The sequence below is a fragment of the Mycoplasma sp. 3686h genome (assembly GCF_056781225.1).
In genome coordinates this window covers 147,216-166,256 of the sequence record NZ_CM165562.1, presented here as the reverse complement: position 1 = coordinate 166,256, position 19,041 = coordinate 147,216, and the positions used below count along the sequence as shown (strand labels likewise).

19 protein-coding genes are annotated in these 19,041 nt (G+C 26.9%); 10 read left to right on the top strand and 9 right to left on the bottom strand.

What is annotated here, in order from left to right; all coding sequences use genetic code 4:
• Positions 1-13 precede the first annotated feature (13 nt).
• Genes AC1RP9_RS00800 through AC1RP9_RS00780 form a run of 5 tightly spaced genes read right to left on the bottom strand, consistent with a single transcriptional unit; the run spans position 14 to position 4,272 of the window.
• Positions 14-1,129, bottom strand: coding sequence for an MAG1430 family protein (locus AC1RP9_RS00800; RefSeq protein WP_481822506.1), 1,116 nt, complete (start codon positions 1,127-1,129; stop codon positions 14-16).
• Positions 1,110-1,706 (bottom strand): ribosome biogenesis GTP-binding protein YihA/YsxC, encoded by a 597-nt coding sequence (gene yihA / locus AC1RP9_RS00795; protein ID WP_481822505.1) that lies wholly within the window; start codon positions 1,704-1,706, stop codon positions 1,110-1,112. Before yihA ends, AC1RP9_RS00800 begins: the two co-directional genes overlap by 20 nt.
• Positions 1,699-2,136 (bottom strand): pantetheine-phosphate adenylyltransferase, encoded by a 438-nt coding sequence (gene coaD, locus AC1RP9_RS00790; protein WP_481822504.1) that lies wholly within the window; start codon positions 2,134-2,136, stop codon positions 1,699-1,701. The genes yihA and coaD overlap by 8 nt, the downstream gene beginning before the upstream one ends.
• The gene (locus tag AC1RP9_RS00785) at positions 2,126-3,313 is read right to left on the bottom strand and encodes an acetate/propionate family kinase (protein ID WP_481822503.1); all 1,188 of its coding nucleotides are present in this window, start codon (positions 3,311-3,313) and stop codon (positions 2,126-2,128) included. Before AC1RP9_RS00785 ends, coaD begins: the two co-directional genes overlap by 11 nt.
• Positions 3,314-3,315: 2 nt before the next feature.
• Positions 3,316-4,272: a phosphate acetyltransferase gene (locus tag AC1RP9_RS00780; RefSeq protein WP_481822502.1), complete on the bottom strand. Its 957-nt coding sequence runs from the start codon at positions 4,270-4,272 to the stop codon at positions 3,316-3,318.
• Positions 4,273-4,414: 142 nt separating this feature from the next.
• Between AC1RP9_RS00780 and AC1RP9_RS00775 the strand changes: the two genes are divergently transcribed.
• The 10 genes from AC1RP9_RS00775 to AC1RP9_RS00730 all read left to right on the top strand — a co-directional run bounded on the left by AC1RP9_RS00775 (position 4,415) and on the right by AC1RP9_RS00730 (position 13,742).
• Positions 4,415-4,636 (top strand): hypothetical protein, encoded by a 222-nt coding sequence (locus tag AC1RP9_RS00775; protein WP_481822501.1) that lies wholly within the window; start codon positions 4,415-4,417, stop codon positions 4,634-4,636.
• 389 nt (positions 4,637-5,025) lie between these two features.
• Positions 5,026-5,367 (top strand): hypothetical protein, encoded by a 342-nt coding sequence (locus AC1RP9_RS00770; RefSeq protein ID WP_481822500.1) that lies wholly within the window; start codon positions 5,026-5,028, stop codon positions 5,365-5,367.
• Positions 5,361-6,200, top strand: coding sequence for a hypothetical protein (locus tag AC1RP9_RS00765; protein ID WP_481822499.1), 840 nt, complete (start codon positions 5,361-5,363; stop codon positions 6,198-6,200). Before AC1RP9_RS00770 ends, AC1RP9_RS00765 begins: the two co-directional genes overlap by 7 nt.
• Positions 6,201-6,384: 184 nt before the next feature.
• Positions 6,385-7,269 (top strand): ROK family protein, encoded by an 885-nt coding sequence (locus AC1RP9_RS00760; RefSeq protein ID WP_481822498.1) that lies wholly within the window; start codon positions 6,385-6,387, stop codon positions 7,267-7,269.
• Positions 7,270-7,288: 19 nt separating this feature from the next.
• The gene (locus AC1RP9_RS00755) at positions 7,289-7,987 is read left to right on the top strand and encodes a hypothetical protein (protein WP_481822497.1); all 699 of its coding nucleotides are present in this window, start codon (positions 7,289-7,291) and stop codon (positions 7,985-7,987) included.
• Positions 7,988-8,434: 447 nt separating this feature from the next.
• Positions 8,435-8,731, top strand: a complete 297-nt coding sequence (locus AC1RP9_RS00750; protein ID WP_481822496.1) for a hypothetical protein — start codon at positions 8,435-8,437, stop codon at positions 8,729-8,731.
• Between the two features lie 398 nt (positions 8,732-9,129).
• Positions 9,130-9,933, top strand: a complete 804-nt coding sequence (locus AC1RP9_RS00745) for a hypothetical protein (RefSeq protein ID WP_481822495.1) — start codon at positions 9,130-9,132, stop codon at positions 9,931-9,933.
• A gap of 888 nt (positions 9,934-10,821) precedes the next feature.
• The gene (locus AC1RP9_RS00740) at positions 10,822-12,000 is read left to right on the top strand and encodes an ATP-binding cassette domain-containing protein (protein WP_481822494.1); all 1,179 of its coding nucleotides are present in this window, start codon (positions 10,822-10,824) and stop codon (positions 11,998-12,000) included.
• The gene (locus tag AC1RP9_RS00735; RefSeq protein WP_481822493.1) at positions 11,981-12,937 is read left to right on the top strand and encodes a hypothetical protein; all 957 of its coding nucleotides are present in this window, start codon (positions 11,981-11,983) and stop codon (positions 12,935-12,937) included. The genes AC1RP9_RS00740 and AC1RP9_RS00735 overlap by 20 nt, the downstream gene beginning before the upstream one ends.
• Entirely contained in the window at positions 12,930-13,742 is an 813-nt protein-coding gene (locus AC1RP9_RS00730; RefSeq protein WP_481822492.1) for an ABC transporter permease family protein, read from the top strand. The genes AC1RP9_RS00735 and AC1RP9_RS00730 overlap by 8 nt, the downstream gene beginning before the upstream one ends.
• Before the next feature lie 50 nt (positions 13,743-13,792).
• On the opposite strand, the gene AC1RP9_RS00725 is transcribed toward AC1RP9_RS00730, so the two are convergent.
• The 4 genes from AC1RP9_RS00725 to AC1RP9_RS00710 form a co-directional block, all read right to left on the bottom strand.
• Positions 13,793-15,685, bottom strand: a complete 1,893-nt coding sequence (locus tag AC1RP9_RS00725; RefSeq protein WP_481822491.1) for a P68 family surface lipoprotein — start codon at positions 15,683-15,685, stop codon at positions 13,793-13,795.
• Positions 15,686-15,854: 169 nt separating this feature from the next.
• Positions 15,855-16,760 (bottom strand): type I phosphomannose isomerase catalytic subunit, encoded by a 906-nt coding sequence (locus AC1RP9_RS00720; protein WP_257043661.1) that lies wholly within the window; start codon positions 16,758-16,760, stop codon positions 15,855-15,857.
• Entirely contained in the window at positions 16,753-17,031 is a 279-nt protein-coding gene (locus AC1RP9_RS00715; protein ID WP_257043660.1) for a hypothetical protein, read from the bottom strand. Before AC1RP9_RS00715 ends, AC1RP9_RS00720 begins: the two co-directional genes overlap by 8 nt.
• On the bottom strand, positions 17,009-19,021 hold the full coding sequence (locus AC1RP9_RS00710) for a PTS fructose transporter subunit IIABC (protein WP_481822490.1): 2,013 nt from the start codon (positions 19,019-19,021) through the stop codon (positions 17,009-17,011). The genes AC1RP9_RS00715 and AC1RP9_RS00710 overlap by 23 nt, the downstream gene beginning before the upstream one ends.
• Positions 19,022-19,041 lie beyond the last annotated feature (20 nt).

Below are 19,041 nucleotides of genomic sequence, written 5' to 3'. Positions count from 1 at the left end.
GCATTACAATGCACTAATTTTTAAACTCGGTTTTGTTTAATTTAACCTCTCCAACATAAGCTAATTCTTGAGTCGAAGAATAAACAAAATACTTAAATGTTAAAGTACCATCTTTTTCAACAATATTTTCAGAAAATTTATATGTAAATTGACTTGGAATATTATTAAGTTTTAATTCTTTATAATTTTGTGTTTTTTGATCAAATGACTTTTTAACCTCATCAATTGTGAGTTCGGATAATTTCTTATTTGCTCCAGTTACACTAACCTTTGTTCCTCAAGAGCTTTTTATATCAAAGTAATTTTTAAAACTTAGAGCTTTTTCGCTTCCTAAAACAGGATTGGTATCTGATGATAATGTCGTGGTGTTGTTTAAATTATCCAGACTTGCAAAATTAACATTAGCAACTAAATAAGGTTTGATTTTAATTTGATCATTTTCAAAGCTAATTTGACTTTTGGAATAATCAATTGATGTTGAAATTGGTAAATCATAATTAATTAATGATTTAATTAATTTTGCTTTATCTTCTTGATTATCTTTGTTATATTGTTCTGTAATTTGATTAAAAGAATTAAAGTTTAATAGTCCTTCAAGATTAATTTGTGCTGAATTTGTATATAATCGATCACTATCAAAAGTAGCTTTTTTAAATCCTCCTAGAGTAAAGACTTTTACAATTTTTTGTGGAGTTCCAATCTTGGTCAAACGATCAGTTAAAGTTACTTTTAAATACAATTCTCCGTTTATATCATTAGCATATGATTCAAAATTCATAACATATTTATCTTTTAGTGAATTAAGAAGGGTTGATTTTTTTCCTTTTAAAACAAAGTCTCTTTGAGCAAAATCACTTTGGCTTGGGATTGAAGTAAAAAATAATTGTTCTTCTCAGTATCTTTGATTAACTAGAACTTTGCTAGTTTTATTTTCGGTTGCATAATTTGAAGCTAATTGTTCTTTAACTTTATTCGAAGAGCTAAATTCAAAATCAGATAAAATATTTTCTTTAACTAAAGATTTTTCTTTTGTACCAATTACAACTGATACAGCAATTACAATAGTAGTTAAACTCAAGGTAGCACCACCTAATAATAAAAATTTAACTTTATCAGCGACTTTTTTCATGATTTGCTCCTAAAATACTGTTAATAAAATTAATTAAATCATTAATAGCAAATTTTGTTTGACTTGAAACAAAATAAGTATTATTCAAATGATATGTTTTAGTTCATTCTTTATTGTTTTTGAGTAATTTGCTTTTATCTGATTGTTTAAGTTTATCAAGTTTAGTATAAACAATTGTAAAATCAATGTGGTTAAGATTTAAAAATTCAATTACTTGTAAATCAATTTTAGTTAGTCCATGTCGACTATCAATGAGTAAAAATAAATTCTGTAAGTTTTTGCGATATAACAAATATTCTTCAATCATCAAGGTCATTTGTTCTCTTTGCTGATGCGAAATTTTTGCATAACCGTATCCTGGTAAATCTACAAACACTGCACCATATTCATTCTCAAAAAAATTAATTAATTGAGTGCGTCCAGGAGTTTTTGAGACTTTAGCTAATTTAGAATTGTTAGTTAAAGCATTAATCAAACTGCTTTTACCCACATTTGAACGACCTCAAAATGCTACTTCACCATTTGAATGTTCATACCAATTTGACTGATTTGATGAAGATTTAATAAATTTAAACATGTTCTTTGCTCATTCTCTCTTTGTGTCTAATTAGTGTAGACGAATATTTAACACTTTTATAATTAGGAATAATTAAAATGGTTTCGAGATTTTTATTTAACGATTTATTTCCAGCTGCTAATTCAATTTCATAATTAAAATCTTTAATATTACGAGCACTGCGAATAATAAATTTGGCTTTTAATTGTTTTGCAAATACAGCGGTTAATTTATTAGTATTAACTAAAACTTCAACATTCTTAAACCTTGCTAACTTTTGTTTGGTATATTCAAACCTCTGGTTAATATCGTTTTGTTTGGATTTATCTGGATTAACGCTCACAATCACATAGACTTTATCAAATAATAAAAGAGCTTTTTTTAAGATTTGAATGTGTCCGGTGTGAATTGGGTCAAATGAACCAGGATAAATCGCAATTTTACTTTTCATATAGTTTTAATGCATCTTGAGCAATTAAAAGCTCTTCATTAGTACGAATTACATATACTGCAACTTCACTTTGTGGGGTAGTAATTAATTGATATTCACCAATTTTTCCTTGATTAATTTCTTTGTCTAAAATAATGTTTCTAAAGTGTAATTTGCTTAACACTTTTTCTCTAATTAATACTGAGTTTTCACCTATTCCAGCTGTAAACACAAGAGCATCAATTTTTCCACCTAATTTGTTAAAGTACATTGAGGTGTAATCAGCAATTTTTTGAGTGTATAAATCAATGGCAAATTGTGCATCTTGGTTTCCTTGAGACGCTTTTTCTGTCACATCACGCATATCTGAAGAAATTCCAGATACTCCCAATAATCCACTCTCTTTGTTGAGCATATTGGTAAATTCTGAAATGCTCATTTTATTTTGTTTCATCACAAATTCGTGAATTGATGGATCAATATCACCTGAACGAGTTCCCATCATAATTCCAGCTAATGGAGTTAATCCCATGCTTGTATCAAATGATTTAGAATCTTTAACAGCACAAAGTGAAGCTCCATTTCCAATGTGCAAGTTAACAAAAGTAACTTTATCTTTATTTAAAATTTCTTGCAATTTTAAAGTAATAAAGCGATGGCTAATTCCGTGTGCTCCATAACGTTTAATTTTGTATTGTTCAGTTAAAGTTTTAGGAATTGGATAAGTTGAATTCACTTTATCAATAGTGGTATGGAAAGCTGTGTCAAAATTAGCACTTAATTTGGCATTAGGAAACACTTTTTTAAATCCATTCATTGCTTGAACAGCTCCAGGATTATGAAGAGGTGCATACATTGAGCAGTGATCGATAATTTCGATTGCTTTATCATCAATTTTTGATGATTTGCTAAAGAATTCTCCTCCTTGAACCACTCTAAATCCAATGTATTCAATTTCATTTTTATCTTTAATCAAATTAATTTCTTGCATTAATTTATACACTTCTTCAACAGCTACTTCATGATTAGGCATTGAAACTTCTTTTTCGTGTTTTTGGTTAGTTTTAATAGTAATGTTACCTTGTGGTAAAGTAATTCTTTCAGCTAAACCTGTAGCAATAACATTTAATGTGTCTTTTTCAAACAGACTCATTTTTATCGAACTACTTCCGGCATTAATAACTAAAATTTTGTTCATGTTTATTTATTCCCTTCGCTTTGCAATGCAGTAATAAGTACGGTATTAACTACATCATTTACGGTTGAACCTCTAGAAAGATCATTAACTGGTTTTTTGGTACCGACTACAACAGGTCCAATCGCTCCATAACCAGCAAATCTTTGTACTAGTTTGTATCCGATATTTCCTGCGTTTAAATCTGGAAAGATTAAAACATTAGCTGGTTGATCAAAACTTGCTTCTTTATATTTGCTTTTTCTAATTTCTAAATCAATCGCTGCGTCAAGTTGAATTTCTCCAATTGCTTGATTGTTTGATTTTTGATTAAATAAATCTGTAGCTTCTTTCACTAATTCAGATTCAGGTGTTTTAGCTGAAAAACTGGTTGAAAATGACAGAAAAGCAACTTTAGGATCAAATCCCATTTGTTGAGCAAACTCTTGAGCATTCAACCCAATTTCAGCTAATTGCTCAGCGTTTGGTTTAACGTTAACTGAAATGTCTGAGAAAATAAAATTACTCTCATCTTTGTGCATAATCATAGCTGATGAAATGGTTTTAGTTCCTGGTTTTGGACCAATTGCTTTAAATGCAGCTCTTAAAATATCTGCTGTAGCATATTTTAATCCACCCACAACTCCATGGGCCTCATCTAAAGCTAAAAGCATCATTGCATAAAAAGGACGAGTTGCTAAAGCTTTTTGAGCTTGCTCAAGGGTTTCTTTTCCTTTTCTTAGTTCAAGGTATTTATTAGTTAATAATTCTAATTTTTCTTGGTCTTCAAAAATATTAATAAAATGTAGGCCTTCGACTTTGTGTTGATTATCTTCAACTAATAAAATGCTTTTAATGTTTGAAAATTTTTGTAATTCACGTGCAGCACTGACCATTCTAGGGTCATCACCATCAATTAAAACAATGGTTTTTACATTACTTAAATTTTGAGTTTTTTGTTGTAATGCTAATTCAAAATTCACAATTACTCCTTTGTTAAATATATATACTATTTATTTTATATTTTTATTACAATATGTGTTGAAAAACGTTATAAAGTTGTTTGAGTGTGCTCAAAATATTGATAATTAAAATATAAAAAAGGAAATTATAGATGGAAAAATTATGCTTAAAATAAATATGTTTGTTTTTAAATTTTTAACTAAAAATAAATATAAATGAGTACTTTGATATGCAAGAGAACAAACAGATGAGTTAAAAACTTTAAGTCAAATGCTTGAATATACAAATTTAGAATTAAGAGCTTGAAATCTGCAAAAAGTTCACGATAGAAAAAAGGTTTTTATATTAGAACAATTAAAAACGATACTAAAGAGGATAACTTAGGATAAAAATGGACTGAAATTATATTTCCCTTTATGTTTTTGGTTTTATACTTTTATGTTTGGTGGGAAATTTTCTTTTCTTTGTGTTAGATCTTTGTTTTCGATTAAATTTTTTAATTGGCTTTATTAATGTATTGATTCCAAAGTTATCAATCAACTCGAATAAATGACAATTAGATGAAAAATTTAAACAATCACTCTTGGTTTTTCTAAGTAAAATTAAAAAAATCAAAAACAAAGTTATTGACAATTATCTTTTCAAATTTTCATTTTTTTCTTTTCTTTTATTTCCTTAATATTAATAAATTTAGATTATGTTGTTATTGATCGAACTGTTCTAGCTATTATTAATTCTTTTGGTGTGGTGTTTTTATCTATTCTCAATATTTGATGATTAATTTTGTTAATAATTTTTGTTTATCAAGCAAAAAATTAATAAAGCAAGTTAAAAAAGCAAATGTTTTTGATATGGATCAAATTCAATGAGAAGCTAAACAAAAAGCTTCAAAAGATGTGGTTATAGGTCTTTCTTTTATAATTAGAACCCAGAAAATCTTTAGTAAAAAAACAAAAACACTTTTATTAAACGAATATACCATTAAAGAACATTTAGGAAAACAAGCTAAATCAATTATGTATCTTTATATTTATGATCTTGATAATGCTCAAGCACCATATTTTGTGTTTGATTATAAAGATATGATCAAAAATTATTATGAGGTTCAATGATAATAAACCAAGATTATTTACTTATTTTTTCGATTTTTATAAACATAATGATTTTCATTTTATATTCTGTTTTACATATATGAACTTGACACAAAAATATCGATATTGATATGATTTATCTATCAATTAGAAAAATATCTTTTGCTATAAAAAATCAAATCCCTGTAAGTTCATTATTTATTCAAAGTATTTATAATATTGAATTATTAAGTACAAAAAGAAATAAATGATTATTTATCGCATATCTTCCATTAATGATTTGATTTTTATTAATCTTTATCTTTTTGATTTTTGGACTAATTTATAATTCAATCGAGCTTGATATCCAGATTATTCAATGAATATGTTTAATTATTTGATTGATTCGCTTGAGTTTTTTGATTTATTTTATGCTTTCTAAAAAGATGAGAATAAATGAAATGCAAAAACTGCTTAAACAACTTACGGTAAAAGATAATATGCCATTATTTGATATAAACTTTGGAACTAAAGAAATAGATATATCTCAAAGAACAAACATCTTAGAAAATGATGATATATGAAACTATAGAGTTTATGATCTAAACTGAAACTTTGAATTAAGAGGATATTATTTATCAGATGCAAAAAACTCTAAATTTTCAATTTGAAAGCAATCCATTTTACTTAACAGACACATATGATTAGATCAATTTAATGGCGATTTTGAAAAAGCAAGAGCACTTCATTATCTCATGCTTGTGTATTCTAATTATGAAAATGAAGAATTTTATAATCCTCAATATAAAGAAAATATTAAATATTTTTTAGAGTACGAAACATATTATCAAACAAATAATAATATTAAAAATAGTTAATTGTATAAAATCAAAAATAACAGAAATTGAATATACCCCTTTCTACTTAAATTGAATGTATAAATTTTGGGGGTATATTTGATAATCTGTTATTTTTTGTCTAATCATATCTCTGGTTTGGTATTGAGAAAATAAGATAAAATTTTTATAGAGCAAAAATTTTGCAAGCTATTTTAGGAGTAATATGTTCAAAAAAGCAGTGGTTGATATAGGTGGTACAAACACAAGATTCGCAATAATTGAAAATAATCAAATCATTTTTAAAGAAAAATTTGCAACTAATCCAAATAATGCTTTTGAAACTTTAAATAAGATTATTCAACTTAGTCAAAAGTTTAAAATTGTCTCGTTAGCTTTATGCATTCCTGGTCCAGCAAATTATGAAAGCGGAATTATTTTAGACACTCCAAATTTACCTGCTTGGAGAAATTTAAACGTTAAACAACATTTGCTTAATAATTCTTCACTCCAAAAGATTGTTTTTCAAAATGATGCTAATGCTGCTGCTCTTGGAGCACATTATCGATACAACAAAACTGGTTCTTATACTCAGTTTTTTACGCTCAGTACGGGTTTTGGTGGAGGATTAGTTATTAATAATCAAATTGTTAATGGTTTTAATTTTCAAGCGCAAGAGCTTGCAAAATTACCCCTTGGGCCACAAGCACAACCTGTTTTTCATTTATCTCCATACGCTAGCGAAATATATTTATCAGGGACTGGATGAAGCTTGCAAGCTCAACAAAAAGGTTACAATACTAGTGCTAAAGAAATTTTGCAACATTATCATGTGGGATTATCTTATGCAAAAGAAATAATTGAAAATGCAATATACACTTTAACTAAAGTTATTGCCACAAGTGTTGCGTTTATTAATCCAAATCTGCTTGTTTTTAGTGGACCAATTAGTGTTAATGCTCCATTTATTATTGAACAAGCATTTATTATTGAACAAGCATTTATTCAAGCTAAGCAATTGATGTGGACTTCTCAAGCACAAGTGCTTGACTATAAAATAGACCAATTGGGTGAAGATTTGGCTCTATTTGGTTTAAATGAATTAATTTAAATTTGGAGGTAAGGTGTTTGTGAGTCTTTTTTACTTAAATTTATATTTAGGTTTAACTTTTGGATTATTTATCGTTTCTGCTGCTATTAGTATTTTTATTTTTGTCAAGAAACTGCCAAGTAGACGATATACAAGTCTTTTTAGATATGTATCTAAAAATATAGCAAATCTAATTTTCAGTGAAGATAATTTATCTTTTAATTCACGTTTCTTGGATGGATATGAGCAAATTAAAAAACAAATATTAAAGATGAGAAAGATTATTTTTATCCTGGTAGGAATTAATGTCTTTTTTACTATTTTGCAATTAATTATTTCAATTATTTATGTTGATATGATTGGAAGAGAATATTACTATTTTACTGGGGTATTGATTACCGCTGGTGGATATTTCCCATTAAAATCCTTTCTATTTAAAAAAGAATTAAAAGATTTTGAGACCAATCTTAATAAAATCGATTTTTCAAATACTCATTTATTACCTGAAAATTACCAGTCAGAAAAAGTTCATAGATTAGCATTAAGAAACTTTAATCTTGGAAATGAAAAAATCAACTTATTGGTATTTATTGAAAATGATGAACTTGACAAATTAAGTATCCTTTACTTTCTTGTAGCTGGTACTGAATTATTTAAAAACAAAGAAACAATAATTGATCAGAATTCTCGAGTTTTATATAATCAAATAAATGAATTGCTAACAATAAAAAATGATTAGCTTTGTTTTTTAACTTTTAGATGCATTAACATTATGAGTTTGTTTTATTTAAGTTTATATCTCGGGATATCAATTCCCTTATTTTTTATTTGTTTTATTATTCAATCCTGGTTCTTTTTCAAGAAACTACCGAGCAAAAAATACATCAAGATATTTCAATATGTTGCTAGAAACATTCAAATTTTAGTTCTAAGTGAAACAAATTTATCTTTTCACCCACGTTTTTTGGATGGATATGAACAAATTAAAAAACAAATATTAAAGATTAAAAACGTTTCTTTGATAATGTTATTAATTTATATTATTTGTGTATTTTTACAATTAAGTATTACTATTGTCTGTTTTTTTTACAAGATAAAGAAATTGAATATTTTATCTTCTTGTTTTTAAGTATTGTATTTCTTTTCCCTAAAAACTGAGTATTTGTAAATAAAGAGTTTAAGAGATTTGAAACAAATCTTAAAAAAAATTAATTTCTCAAATGCTCATTTATTACCTGAGAATTATCAAATTAATAAAGTTGAAAAGACACCACTGAGAAACTTTAAGCTTGGAAATGAAAACGTAAACTTAATAGACTTAATACAAGTAGGTGGTTTGGATATTTTAAATGTGCTTTATTTTCTTGCTGCTGGGACTGAATTATTTAAAAACGATAAAGTTATAGTCTATGAAAATTCAAAGATTTTATACAATAAAATAAATCAATTGTTAGAAGAAGAAATTGCAACCAAAGCAACCTAGGAGAAAACCATGAATAGTTTTGATCATTCACAATATGACCATTGGATTCTTGTGGGTGTTATTTTGCTTTGTGCTTTATACGTTTTTTTGTATGGTTATTGCATTTGTTGAAAAAGGTATGCAAGATGAAAATTTCAAATCCACCTAATGGAGCTTTTGTATGAAAAAATAAAAATAAACAATCAGAATTGAAGATTAGATAATAAGTTAAAACAAGCAATTAAAAATTGATATCCACCCCTTTTAAGTTAGCATTTGCTGTCTAACTCTTGGGGTGCATATCATTTATTATCTAATTATAAAGTTCAAGAATTTTATAATCCTGAATATAAAGAAAATATCAAGTATTTTCTAGAACTAGAACAATACTATCAAAAAGGTAAATAATATGGAACAATATGTTTTTTTTCGTAATTTTAGTAGGTTTAAATTTCTTTTTTTCGGTAGGTTCAATTGTATGATTAAGCAAATTATGATGAAACAAAGTAGAAAATCATATATTAGTCATAACTAATAAAAAAATAAAATTTACTATAAACAACCAAATCCAAGTGCATCCGTTTTTTGTTATTGGTATTAATGTAATTAAGGATTGGATTAAAAAGAAAAATTTCAAAATGTTCGTGAAAGGAATTTTAGTACTTTTAAGCTACTTATTCATGATAGGTTCAGTTGTTTGGATTTTGCTTGTTGGATTATTTTCTTGAGGATTAATCCTGATTTTTGGTTTCTTTTTTATTTTATTAACTTTTGAAATGTATTCATGGATTCGCTTACTTGTTTTAAATGTTATTAAAATTAAAGAGATAAATAAACTTATCAAACAAATTAAAGTTAATAAAGAAATTAAATTGTTTGATGTTAATTTAAATCCACAAAATTCGAACGAATTAAAACACACGGGTTCTTGAGCAAATTTTAAAATTGGAGCCAACTCTATAATGAATTTAGATTGAAGCTCGCTATTAACAGAAGAATATGACAAGAATGAGGATGATAATTTATTTGAAAATAATAAGCAAAAACTATTTTTAAACAGGGATATTCTTCGTTATCAATTTAATAACAATAAACAAAAAGCTAGATTTGTGCATTACTTAATGCTTGTTTATTCTAATTATGAGAAAGAGGAATTTTATAATCCTAATTACATGGTAAATATGAGATATTTTGTAAAACTCGAACAATATTACCAAGATTAAAAATAAAAATTTAAAGTTTACACATTAAAATACTTACTTAAAAGAAAAGGGAGGAGATAGTATTAATGGACATAGCCATCTTAGTTCTTTCATTATTTTCGTTATTTGCTTGTTTTATTCTAATAGGTGGTATAGAATACCTATTTTTGTACATTTTATTAACAAATATGGCTTTAGAAAAGATAAAATTTAATCAAAAAAAATGATTTTCAGATCCTTTACTTAAAAAATCTTTTTCTCTTTTCCTTCCGTACATTATTCCTGTTAAAAAGAGAATTTTGTTATCTTGTACAGTTTCTTTTCTTTGTTTGCTTTTGTATATTATTTTTATAATTTTGAGTAATTTGACAGATTCGTTTATTAATATTCCTATTAATATAATATGTGGTGCGACACTTTTAATAATAGTTTGTTTTTTGCTTTGTTTTTTAGTGAACTTTTTACAATTTTCTAAACTTATAAAAATAACTAAACAATATCAAATCTTTCCTTCAACTCTAGCAAATATACCTAAAATGAAATTTAAATTAAAACTAAAGCATTATTCAAAGAAAAAGAGTAAACAATTTTACATTCCTGGTACATTGTTTATTTGAATCATTAAAAGTTAAGTTTTTAAGATTGAAAACTATTGAATTGTTAGTCAAAATGAAATCAAAAGAGCTCTAGGAAACAATGTCAAGGAAATTATGTATATTTATATTTACGATATTGATAATTTTAAAGCACCTTATTTTGTGTTTGAAAACGAATTAATGATTAAAAACTACAACGAAATTAATTCAGAAGAATTAATACATTTTGAATAAATATTCATTTAATTACAAAAATTAGTGAAATGCTTAGTTTATTAACTAAGCATTTTTGATAAAATACTATAATTTAAATGTGAATGAAATTGCAAGTATTAAAAATGTCGTTTTAAAGAAAGATAAACGAATTATCTTAGATATTCCTGAATTAAAGTTACCTCCAAATAAAATAATTTCCTTAGTTGGTCCTTCCGGTGCTGGAAAGACCACTTTATTAAATTTGCTATCTAAAATTGAAATTGTCAAAAACGCACAAGTCAAATTATATAATGATATGACAACTTCTGATATTGGATATATTTTACAGGATAACCTCTTATATGAAGAAATTAGTGTTTTTCAAAACATTTATTTAAGCGCTAAAAATTCCTTTATATGACGTAAAGAAAAGCGAAGCCAAGTTTTACAAGATTATAAAAATTCAGAAAATAAAAAATATAAATATATAAATAATCAAGTAGACAAGTATTTAAATAATAGCAATCCAAAAAAAGAAAAAACTCTTTTTATATGAATTTGATTTTTAATGTTTATTTTTTATTTTTTTACAAACTTTAATTTTGTAAAAAAACTTATTAAGGAATTGAGACTAAAAAACTTTTTTAAAAAGGATTTAGATTTCATTGCAAAAAAAGTGGAAATTACCGAAATTTTAAATAATAAGGCAAAAAACATTTCCGGAGGACAAAAACAAAGAGTATTAATTGCTAAGGCTATTGTTAAAAAATCGCAATTAATCCTAATGGACGAACCTTTTTCTGCTTTGGATGTGAAAATTAAAGAAAAAACCATTGAATGAATCGCTAAAATTAAGCACGAATTTAATTTATCAATTATTTTAGTCACCCATGATCAAAACGATGCTCTTAAACTTAGTGATTATATTTTAGTCATGAGAGATGGAAAAATTGAGCAATTTGATACAAAAGATAATGTGTTGGATTTTCCTGCTACCTTTTTTGTGGCAAACTTTTTTTGCTCACCTGAACTAAATTTCCTTTCACAAGATGATCATAGCACTTCTTTTATCAAACCACGTGACATTCACATTAGTAAAACTAAAAGCTCAACTAGTCAATGAACAATTATAAATAAGGAAAATATTGGTGATTTAACAATTTATAAAGTGAATAATTCGCAATTAACTTATACAACACTAAGCACTAATAACAAACTAAGTGTTGGTGATATGGTAAATGTGCAAATAGATCAATCAAAAATATTGAGATTTAAAAATGAAGAAATTAAACTTTAAATGAGACCAAGAAAAAGCAAGAAAATACAGTATTGCAGCTCTGTATATGCTTCCACTATTTGCCATTGTGATTATTTTTTATATCTATCCAATTATTAATGTTCTGAGTGAATCATTTGTCACTTTTCCTAGTGAAACTAAAAAGAATATTTACCAATATGGAACCAATAATTATCATAGAGTTTTTATTGACCCTGATTTTCAAGTAGCAATTTCGAATTCAACATTCCTGTTCTTTGTTCCAACGTTCTTTTCATTATTGTTCTCAATTATTATTGCTTATTCAATTAGTACCTTAACTTTAAAAAGAACAAAAAATTTCTTTTTAAAGCTAATCTACTCGCAATTTTTCATTTCTAGTTTTACGGTTGGTTTGGCATTTATCTTACTTTTTGGAGAAGAAAACTTATTTTTTAGATTTTTTAATTCAAGTCAAAGTTTTATATTAGGAGAGCATAAATTAGGTATTCAATTATACTTGTTTATCTTTCAACTTTGAAGATCGATGCCTTTTAATATTGTTATTTTCGGTTTTATTTTTGCTCGAATTAATGAAAAATACAAAAAGCTAATCAAAATTGATAATTTAAGCTTTTGAGATAAATTAAAATATTTATATTACAAAGAATTTAGTAAATCCTTTATTCTGGTTGCTAATACAAATTTAGTCTTTTCGTTTTTACTGTATCCTGGAGCAATTATGGATGAGAGCAGAATTCTATCTACTAAAGCTCATACGCTAGCAAGTTATGTTTACTCGTTAATTAAACCTTTTGCTGGCTCATTAACTGTTGATTCCAATAAAGCATATGCAGCCAGCATGATAGTTATTTTATATTTATTATTTTTATTTATCATTACCTGACTTGCTTTTTTTAGCATTAAGATGTTAATTCGCAAAATCATTAACAAGAAAAATGGGGGATTAAATGTATAAAAAAATCATTAAAGATACATTAATCTTTACCTTTGTTTTACTTTTGATTTTTATTATTTTATTCCCGCTTTATATGCTCATTATAATGGGATTTATGTCTACTTCAGCCACTGTTAGCAAAGAATATTCGCTTTTTTTCAGAGAATTAGATTTTTCAAATTTTAGTTTCTTTGGCGATAAGGTGTTTTGAAATGCAATTTTAGTTACCTTGGAAAGCTCGCTTGTTTTAATTTTGGTTCGTTTGATTTCTTATTCATTATTTGCAATTGGACTATCAAAATTAAATAAAACAACCACTAAAGTGATTTGAATTATGGTGTTATTTTTTTCGTTTATCCCGGAATTTACTATTTATTTTTCACTATATAAATTATTAAATGATTTAAATTTACTCAACTCATTAACTCCAATTTCTTTAGTGACCAATGGAATTTTTTCTTACTTTTTTATGTATAACTTATCGATTAATTTTGAAAAAAATAAACAAAAATATCACAAGGCAGCTTTAATTGATAATTTAACCATATTACAAAAAATGTATTTAGTATATTGAAAAGAAATGAAAGAAATCTATCTATTATTAATTGTCTTTTCTTTTGTTTCAATTTGAAATGACTTTCTATGACCCAATTATTTGCTAAGTGGAACACAAACTAAAACTGTTGGTATTTGATTCAGACAAATTGGACCTTCTCCAGCTGGTGGTTATTTCTTAAATATTCAATCTGCTGGTGCTTTAGTAGTTGTTGCTCTTCCTTTACTTGTTTATTCTATTTTTTCAAGTAAGATTGTTAAATCAATTTAGACAAAAAATTAGGACTTTTTTAGTCCTAATTTTATTTCTTGATTTTTTGATTAATTTGGTTTATCAATAATCTCTAATACTTTTTGTAAAGCGGCTTCTCCGGTTGTTTTTTGTGGATTTTTATCTAAGGTTGAATCTAATAATAAACGAGTAATTGCACTAATAATTTTGCTGGTTTTTTCGTTTTGTGGTAGGTTCAATATATCTTCGTTAGTATTTTTTAGGAAATCAAGCATTGATTGAACTGATAAAGAACCAGATTGATTGTATAAACTATTGCTTGTTAACTGATTAATTTCTTTTTGTAATTCTTCTTTTTTAGGATCATTCTCGTTAAGTTGTGATAATTCTTGTTTGTTTTTAGAAATTTTATCTTTAAATTGTTTTTCTGAATCAGTATAGAACTTAAGACCTCGATCAGTCACTTCTTTTGTTGGGATAAAGTATGCTGATTTTCTGGTTAATAAATCTTTAACAGCGATTGATTCACCGTTATAATTAACATTTTGTTTATATAATCATTTTAAAAACAATAAAGTCCCTTTGTCTTCTTTACCATTATTATCAACTGATACCGGTATTAAAGTTGAACCACCTTCGATATATGTCGAGAATGTATCATCGGCATTGTTTTTTGTAATTTGTTCTTGTAAGAAAACATCATCTGCGGTTGTTCAATTTTTAGGATCTTGACCTTTGAATAATTTAATGCCACGAGATATCGGTGAATCAATTGATTGCGGTAAACCAACAGAAGCAACAGAAGCAAAAATGGTTTGATATTGTCTCATGTGTCAAGAAGCTCATTCTCCATCAGTAGAAACATTGTTTTCATATTTTACGTCTCTAAATAATGTTGGATTTTGACTACCACCGGTAGCTTGTTGCACAACGGTTGATGAATTTTCTTTTACAAATTGATCAAAAGTATTTTTAAATACTCTTTTGATTTCCTCATCATTTTTAATATTATATTTAACTTTTGAAAAATCAAATTTACCATTAGTTTTTTCTAATTCTCATAATTTTTTATTTTTTAGTTGGTTGTTAAGAGATTTAAGAAACTCTTTTTCTTGATAATCAATTGAAAATACTTGTAAATTCATAATTTTCTTATCGCCATATTTTGCAACTTTTTCTGTATCAACTTCTAATGCTGATTTTAATTTTCTAGCAAATTCAAATAAACCATTTAAACCTTTAAAAGTTTTCTCGTTAATTGTGTAACCTTTTAAGCTATTTGGTTTAATTTTTAAAAAGTTAATGGCTGAACTTTCTGGAATTTCATTTCCTTTATCTTTTTGTGCTTCAAGGTATTCGAAAAATTTTCCGGTTTTATCAACTGTAGCACCAGCTTCTTTAGCTAAATCTAATGCTTTATTTAATAAGTCTATATTTACACTAAATCCGTTTGTATCTGAAACGTCAAAAGGTAAATTGTATATTTTGTTATTTGATAATTGTTCTCCCACTAATCGATTGTGTGCTCCAAGAATTTTTTCTGGGAAATCACTTGGAGATAAAACTGAACTAGTATCTAATATTTTTCCATATTTATTAATTACGTAAGCTGTGGTTTGGTTTCCTAACAATAAATTGGCTAATTTGTCAGAATTTGATTTAATGTAATTTTCATTTTGACTAGTTAAACCAAGTTCAGAATCAACTTTTGTTATCTCTGAAGGTTGAAATTCAACTTTTACAAATCCTGGTTCATTCTTCATTTGCTCATTATAAAGTGGAACTAGACTTTTTAATGCCATTGTTAATGGATAAACTTCTGATTGTGCTGTTGCGAGCACAATTTTATTATCCGAAGCAGCCTTGTCTGTTGGATAATTAACTGTATTAACTTGATTTGATTGACAACTTGCTGCTAGCACACCTGCTGATGATAGAGCAAGAATAGATGTCAAAGATTTTATTCTTCTAATTTTATTCATATTATTATATTATAGAAGAATTAAAATATTTATAACTAAAAAAACACATTTTCTAAAATGCGTTTGTTGACAAAATAAAATTTTATAATAAAACAAAATAATTTCAATTAAAAAATAGATAAAAACCCAAAAAGAGAATTTCGTTATCTTTTGGGTTTGTTTGGGTTTTTTACAAATAATTTAAAAATAATTTTATTTGTCCTTTTAATTTAAAATTTAGTGCTTGTTTGCTGACTATGAGTACATCACCAGCTTTTATCTTTATAGAATTAATAAAACCTTCTCCCTGATAGATCACTATTTCTACACAATGTTTTGCTAGATGAGTGGAAACCTTCAGTTCTTGATTGTTTAATTCAAGCTTGGTTAGATTAAAGTTTTTAGTTTGGTAAAAACCATTCGTTAATTGTTTTTGAACCTTGGGTTTTAAATTTAATTTAATGGTTTCTAAAGATTCTTTAATGTGTATTTGTCTTTTTTGGCCCAATTCATCGACACGCTCATAATCGTACAATCGATAGGTTATATCGCTAGATTGTTGTAATTCAAAAACTAAAGTATCAGCTGGTATACCATGTACTAAACCGCTTTCAATTGAAACAAAATCATTTACTTGCAATGGAACTTTGTTTAAATATTGCTCAATATTTTTAGTATTTATATTTTGTTCAATTATCCTAATATCAGTAGTATTAGTGCCTAAAATAAATGGTTCTTGGCTATTTTTTAACACATATCAGCACTCATTTTTACCTAAACTTCCTAATTTTTGTGCATATTCATCATCTGGGTGCACTTGAATGCTTAATGGCAACTTAGCATCTAAAAATTTAGTTAAATTCGGATAAACAAATGTCTGAACTCGCTCTTTTGTTAAATTAAAGAAACTTGGGTTTTCTTTAATAAAATCACTAAATTTTTGCTCACTGCCTTTAACTATTGATTCATGTTTATTTATTGTAGAAATAAGTCAAGCTTCACCAACATTATTTTGCAAGTGATACATTTTTTTAATGTTGTCATTTGCTCATAGGGTTTTTTTAAAATATGGTTTTAAAAATATTATTTTATTCATTTTTATTGAGTTTTTTATTAAATCGTGAATTTGCAAATAATCCAGTTAAAATAAATAACAGAACTGACAAAATTAAAGAAAAAAGGCCATAAATAAATTGAGAAATTTGAATTTGTGCTGAGCTATTTTCAACAAATTTTAGATAATCACCACTTCCTAAAACAACCAAAACTATTCCTGTTATTAATAAACTAATAGCAACTGTTAATAATGTAATTAAAATTATCATATCCTTTGATAATTTACCCTTAGAGAGTTTTTTGGTTGTCATGTTTTCCTTTCTTAAAGAAATTGATTTTCTCTAAAATTAACGCTAGTTTTGGTGATTTTTTAAGATCATTGTCTTTTCAAAAACCATAAATTAGAGCAGTAATAATTGTCCCAACAATTATACTAATAAAGAAGAACAAAATTCCTAACCCAGTTCCATGAGCTTGTGATCCAACTGCACCTAAAATTGCAACTATTGGCCCACCATGAGCAGCAGCATTAGTAACACTTAATACCCCAGCTAAACCACCGGCTATTGCTGAACCAACTACATTAGCTGTAATCACACGTTTAGGATCTGCTACAGCAAACGGGATTGCTCCTTCTGAAATTCCGATAAATCCCATGAAAATAGCTGAAGCACCTAAAGATTTTTCATTATTATTAAATTTCCTTCTAAAAATCAATGTTGCCAATCCCATACCTAAAGGTGCAACTGGGATCGCTGCTCCAACCATTCCCATTGGTTGGAAGATTTTTTGCGAAACTAATGCAGTTGAAGTTAAAAATGCAACTTTGTTAATTGGTCCTCCCATATCAAAACCAGCCATTGCACCAAGTAAAATTCCTAAAAGCAATGAAACAAAGATTCCAATATTCGAATTATCAACAAAAATACCTTGCAGTGCAGCGATAAATTTATCCATGACTCAACCAATTGGTGCCCCAATGATAAAAATAACTAAAAGAGAATAAAACAAGGTGACACCAATTGGAATAACAAACATTGGAATGAGAGCATTTACTGATTTTTGAATTTTAAAATTAGTAATTCATTTGACTGTATAACCAATAATAAGTCCGAATAAAATACTTCCAATAAATCCCATCGGGGTAACAGCAGAAATTCCACCAATGCTAAAGAATAAATCACTTTTATTAGCAATAAATGAGACTACAAATGCAGGCATTAAGGCGGCTCGACCAGCAATTGAATATGCAATATATGCACCCAATACCCCGATCATTAAAGTAAATGAAACTACTCCAATTTCTAAAATTCATCAAAGAAAATCACCTTTGGGAGCGCTCGTATTATTTCCATAAATACTCTTCCCAAGACCTAGCGAAAGAGCAATCATAATTCCACCAAAAATTACATAAGGAATCATGTATGAAATCCCATTAACAATGTGTCTTAGTACACCTTGATTGGTTTGGTTGGTTAAAGTTGTTTTGACTTTATTTGATTGATAAATACTTGCATTTTGTGCTTTTTGGATAACTTGATTTGGATTGTGAATTGCTTCTTTGGTTGATGTAACATAAACTTTTTTACCATCAAAATCATCTAATGGTATTTGCACATCTGAAGCAATAATAACAAATTCGGCTTGATCAATATCTTGTGAACTAAGTTTGTTTTGAATTCCAACTGAACCTCGTGTTTCAATTTTAGGACTATATCCAAGTTGTATTAATTTATTATTAAGTGTTTCAGCAGATAAATAAGTATGGGCAATTCCTACGGCACAAGAAGTAATCCCAACCACTTTTTTACTACTTGAAACATTGGTATTATTTAAAGTTTTATTGTTTAAGAAACTACTTATGATTTGATATATTTCATCTTTTGATACATCTTGAGTAAGTTTATTCACCACATTGCTATCCAATAAAATCGTGGAAACTTTGGTTAATATATCCATATGCAAGGTTTCTTTGTTTTGGTCTGGAATTAAGATAACAAATATATAATTGACCTTTGACTTATCAAAGGTATTTCATTCTATTTGTCCGTTTGTTTTAATAAAAAACAAACTTGGTTTTTCGATTGCTTTGCTCTGAGCATGCGGGATTGCAAATCCCTTTTCTAACCCAGTAGAAAATTGTGATTCGCGTTCTTTTAACGCATTTATAACATTGTTTTCTGATTGAGAAATTTTTAAGTCTTTTGCTTGTTTAGCAACAAAAGCAAAAACCTCATCAATGCTATTTAAATTATTTTCTATAAACACATAATCACTTTTAAATACTTCATATTCTTTCATACTTGAATTCTATAATGAGT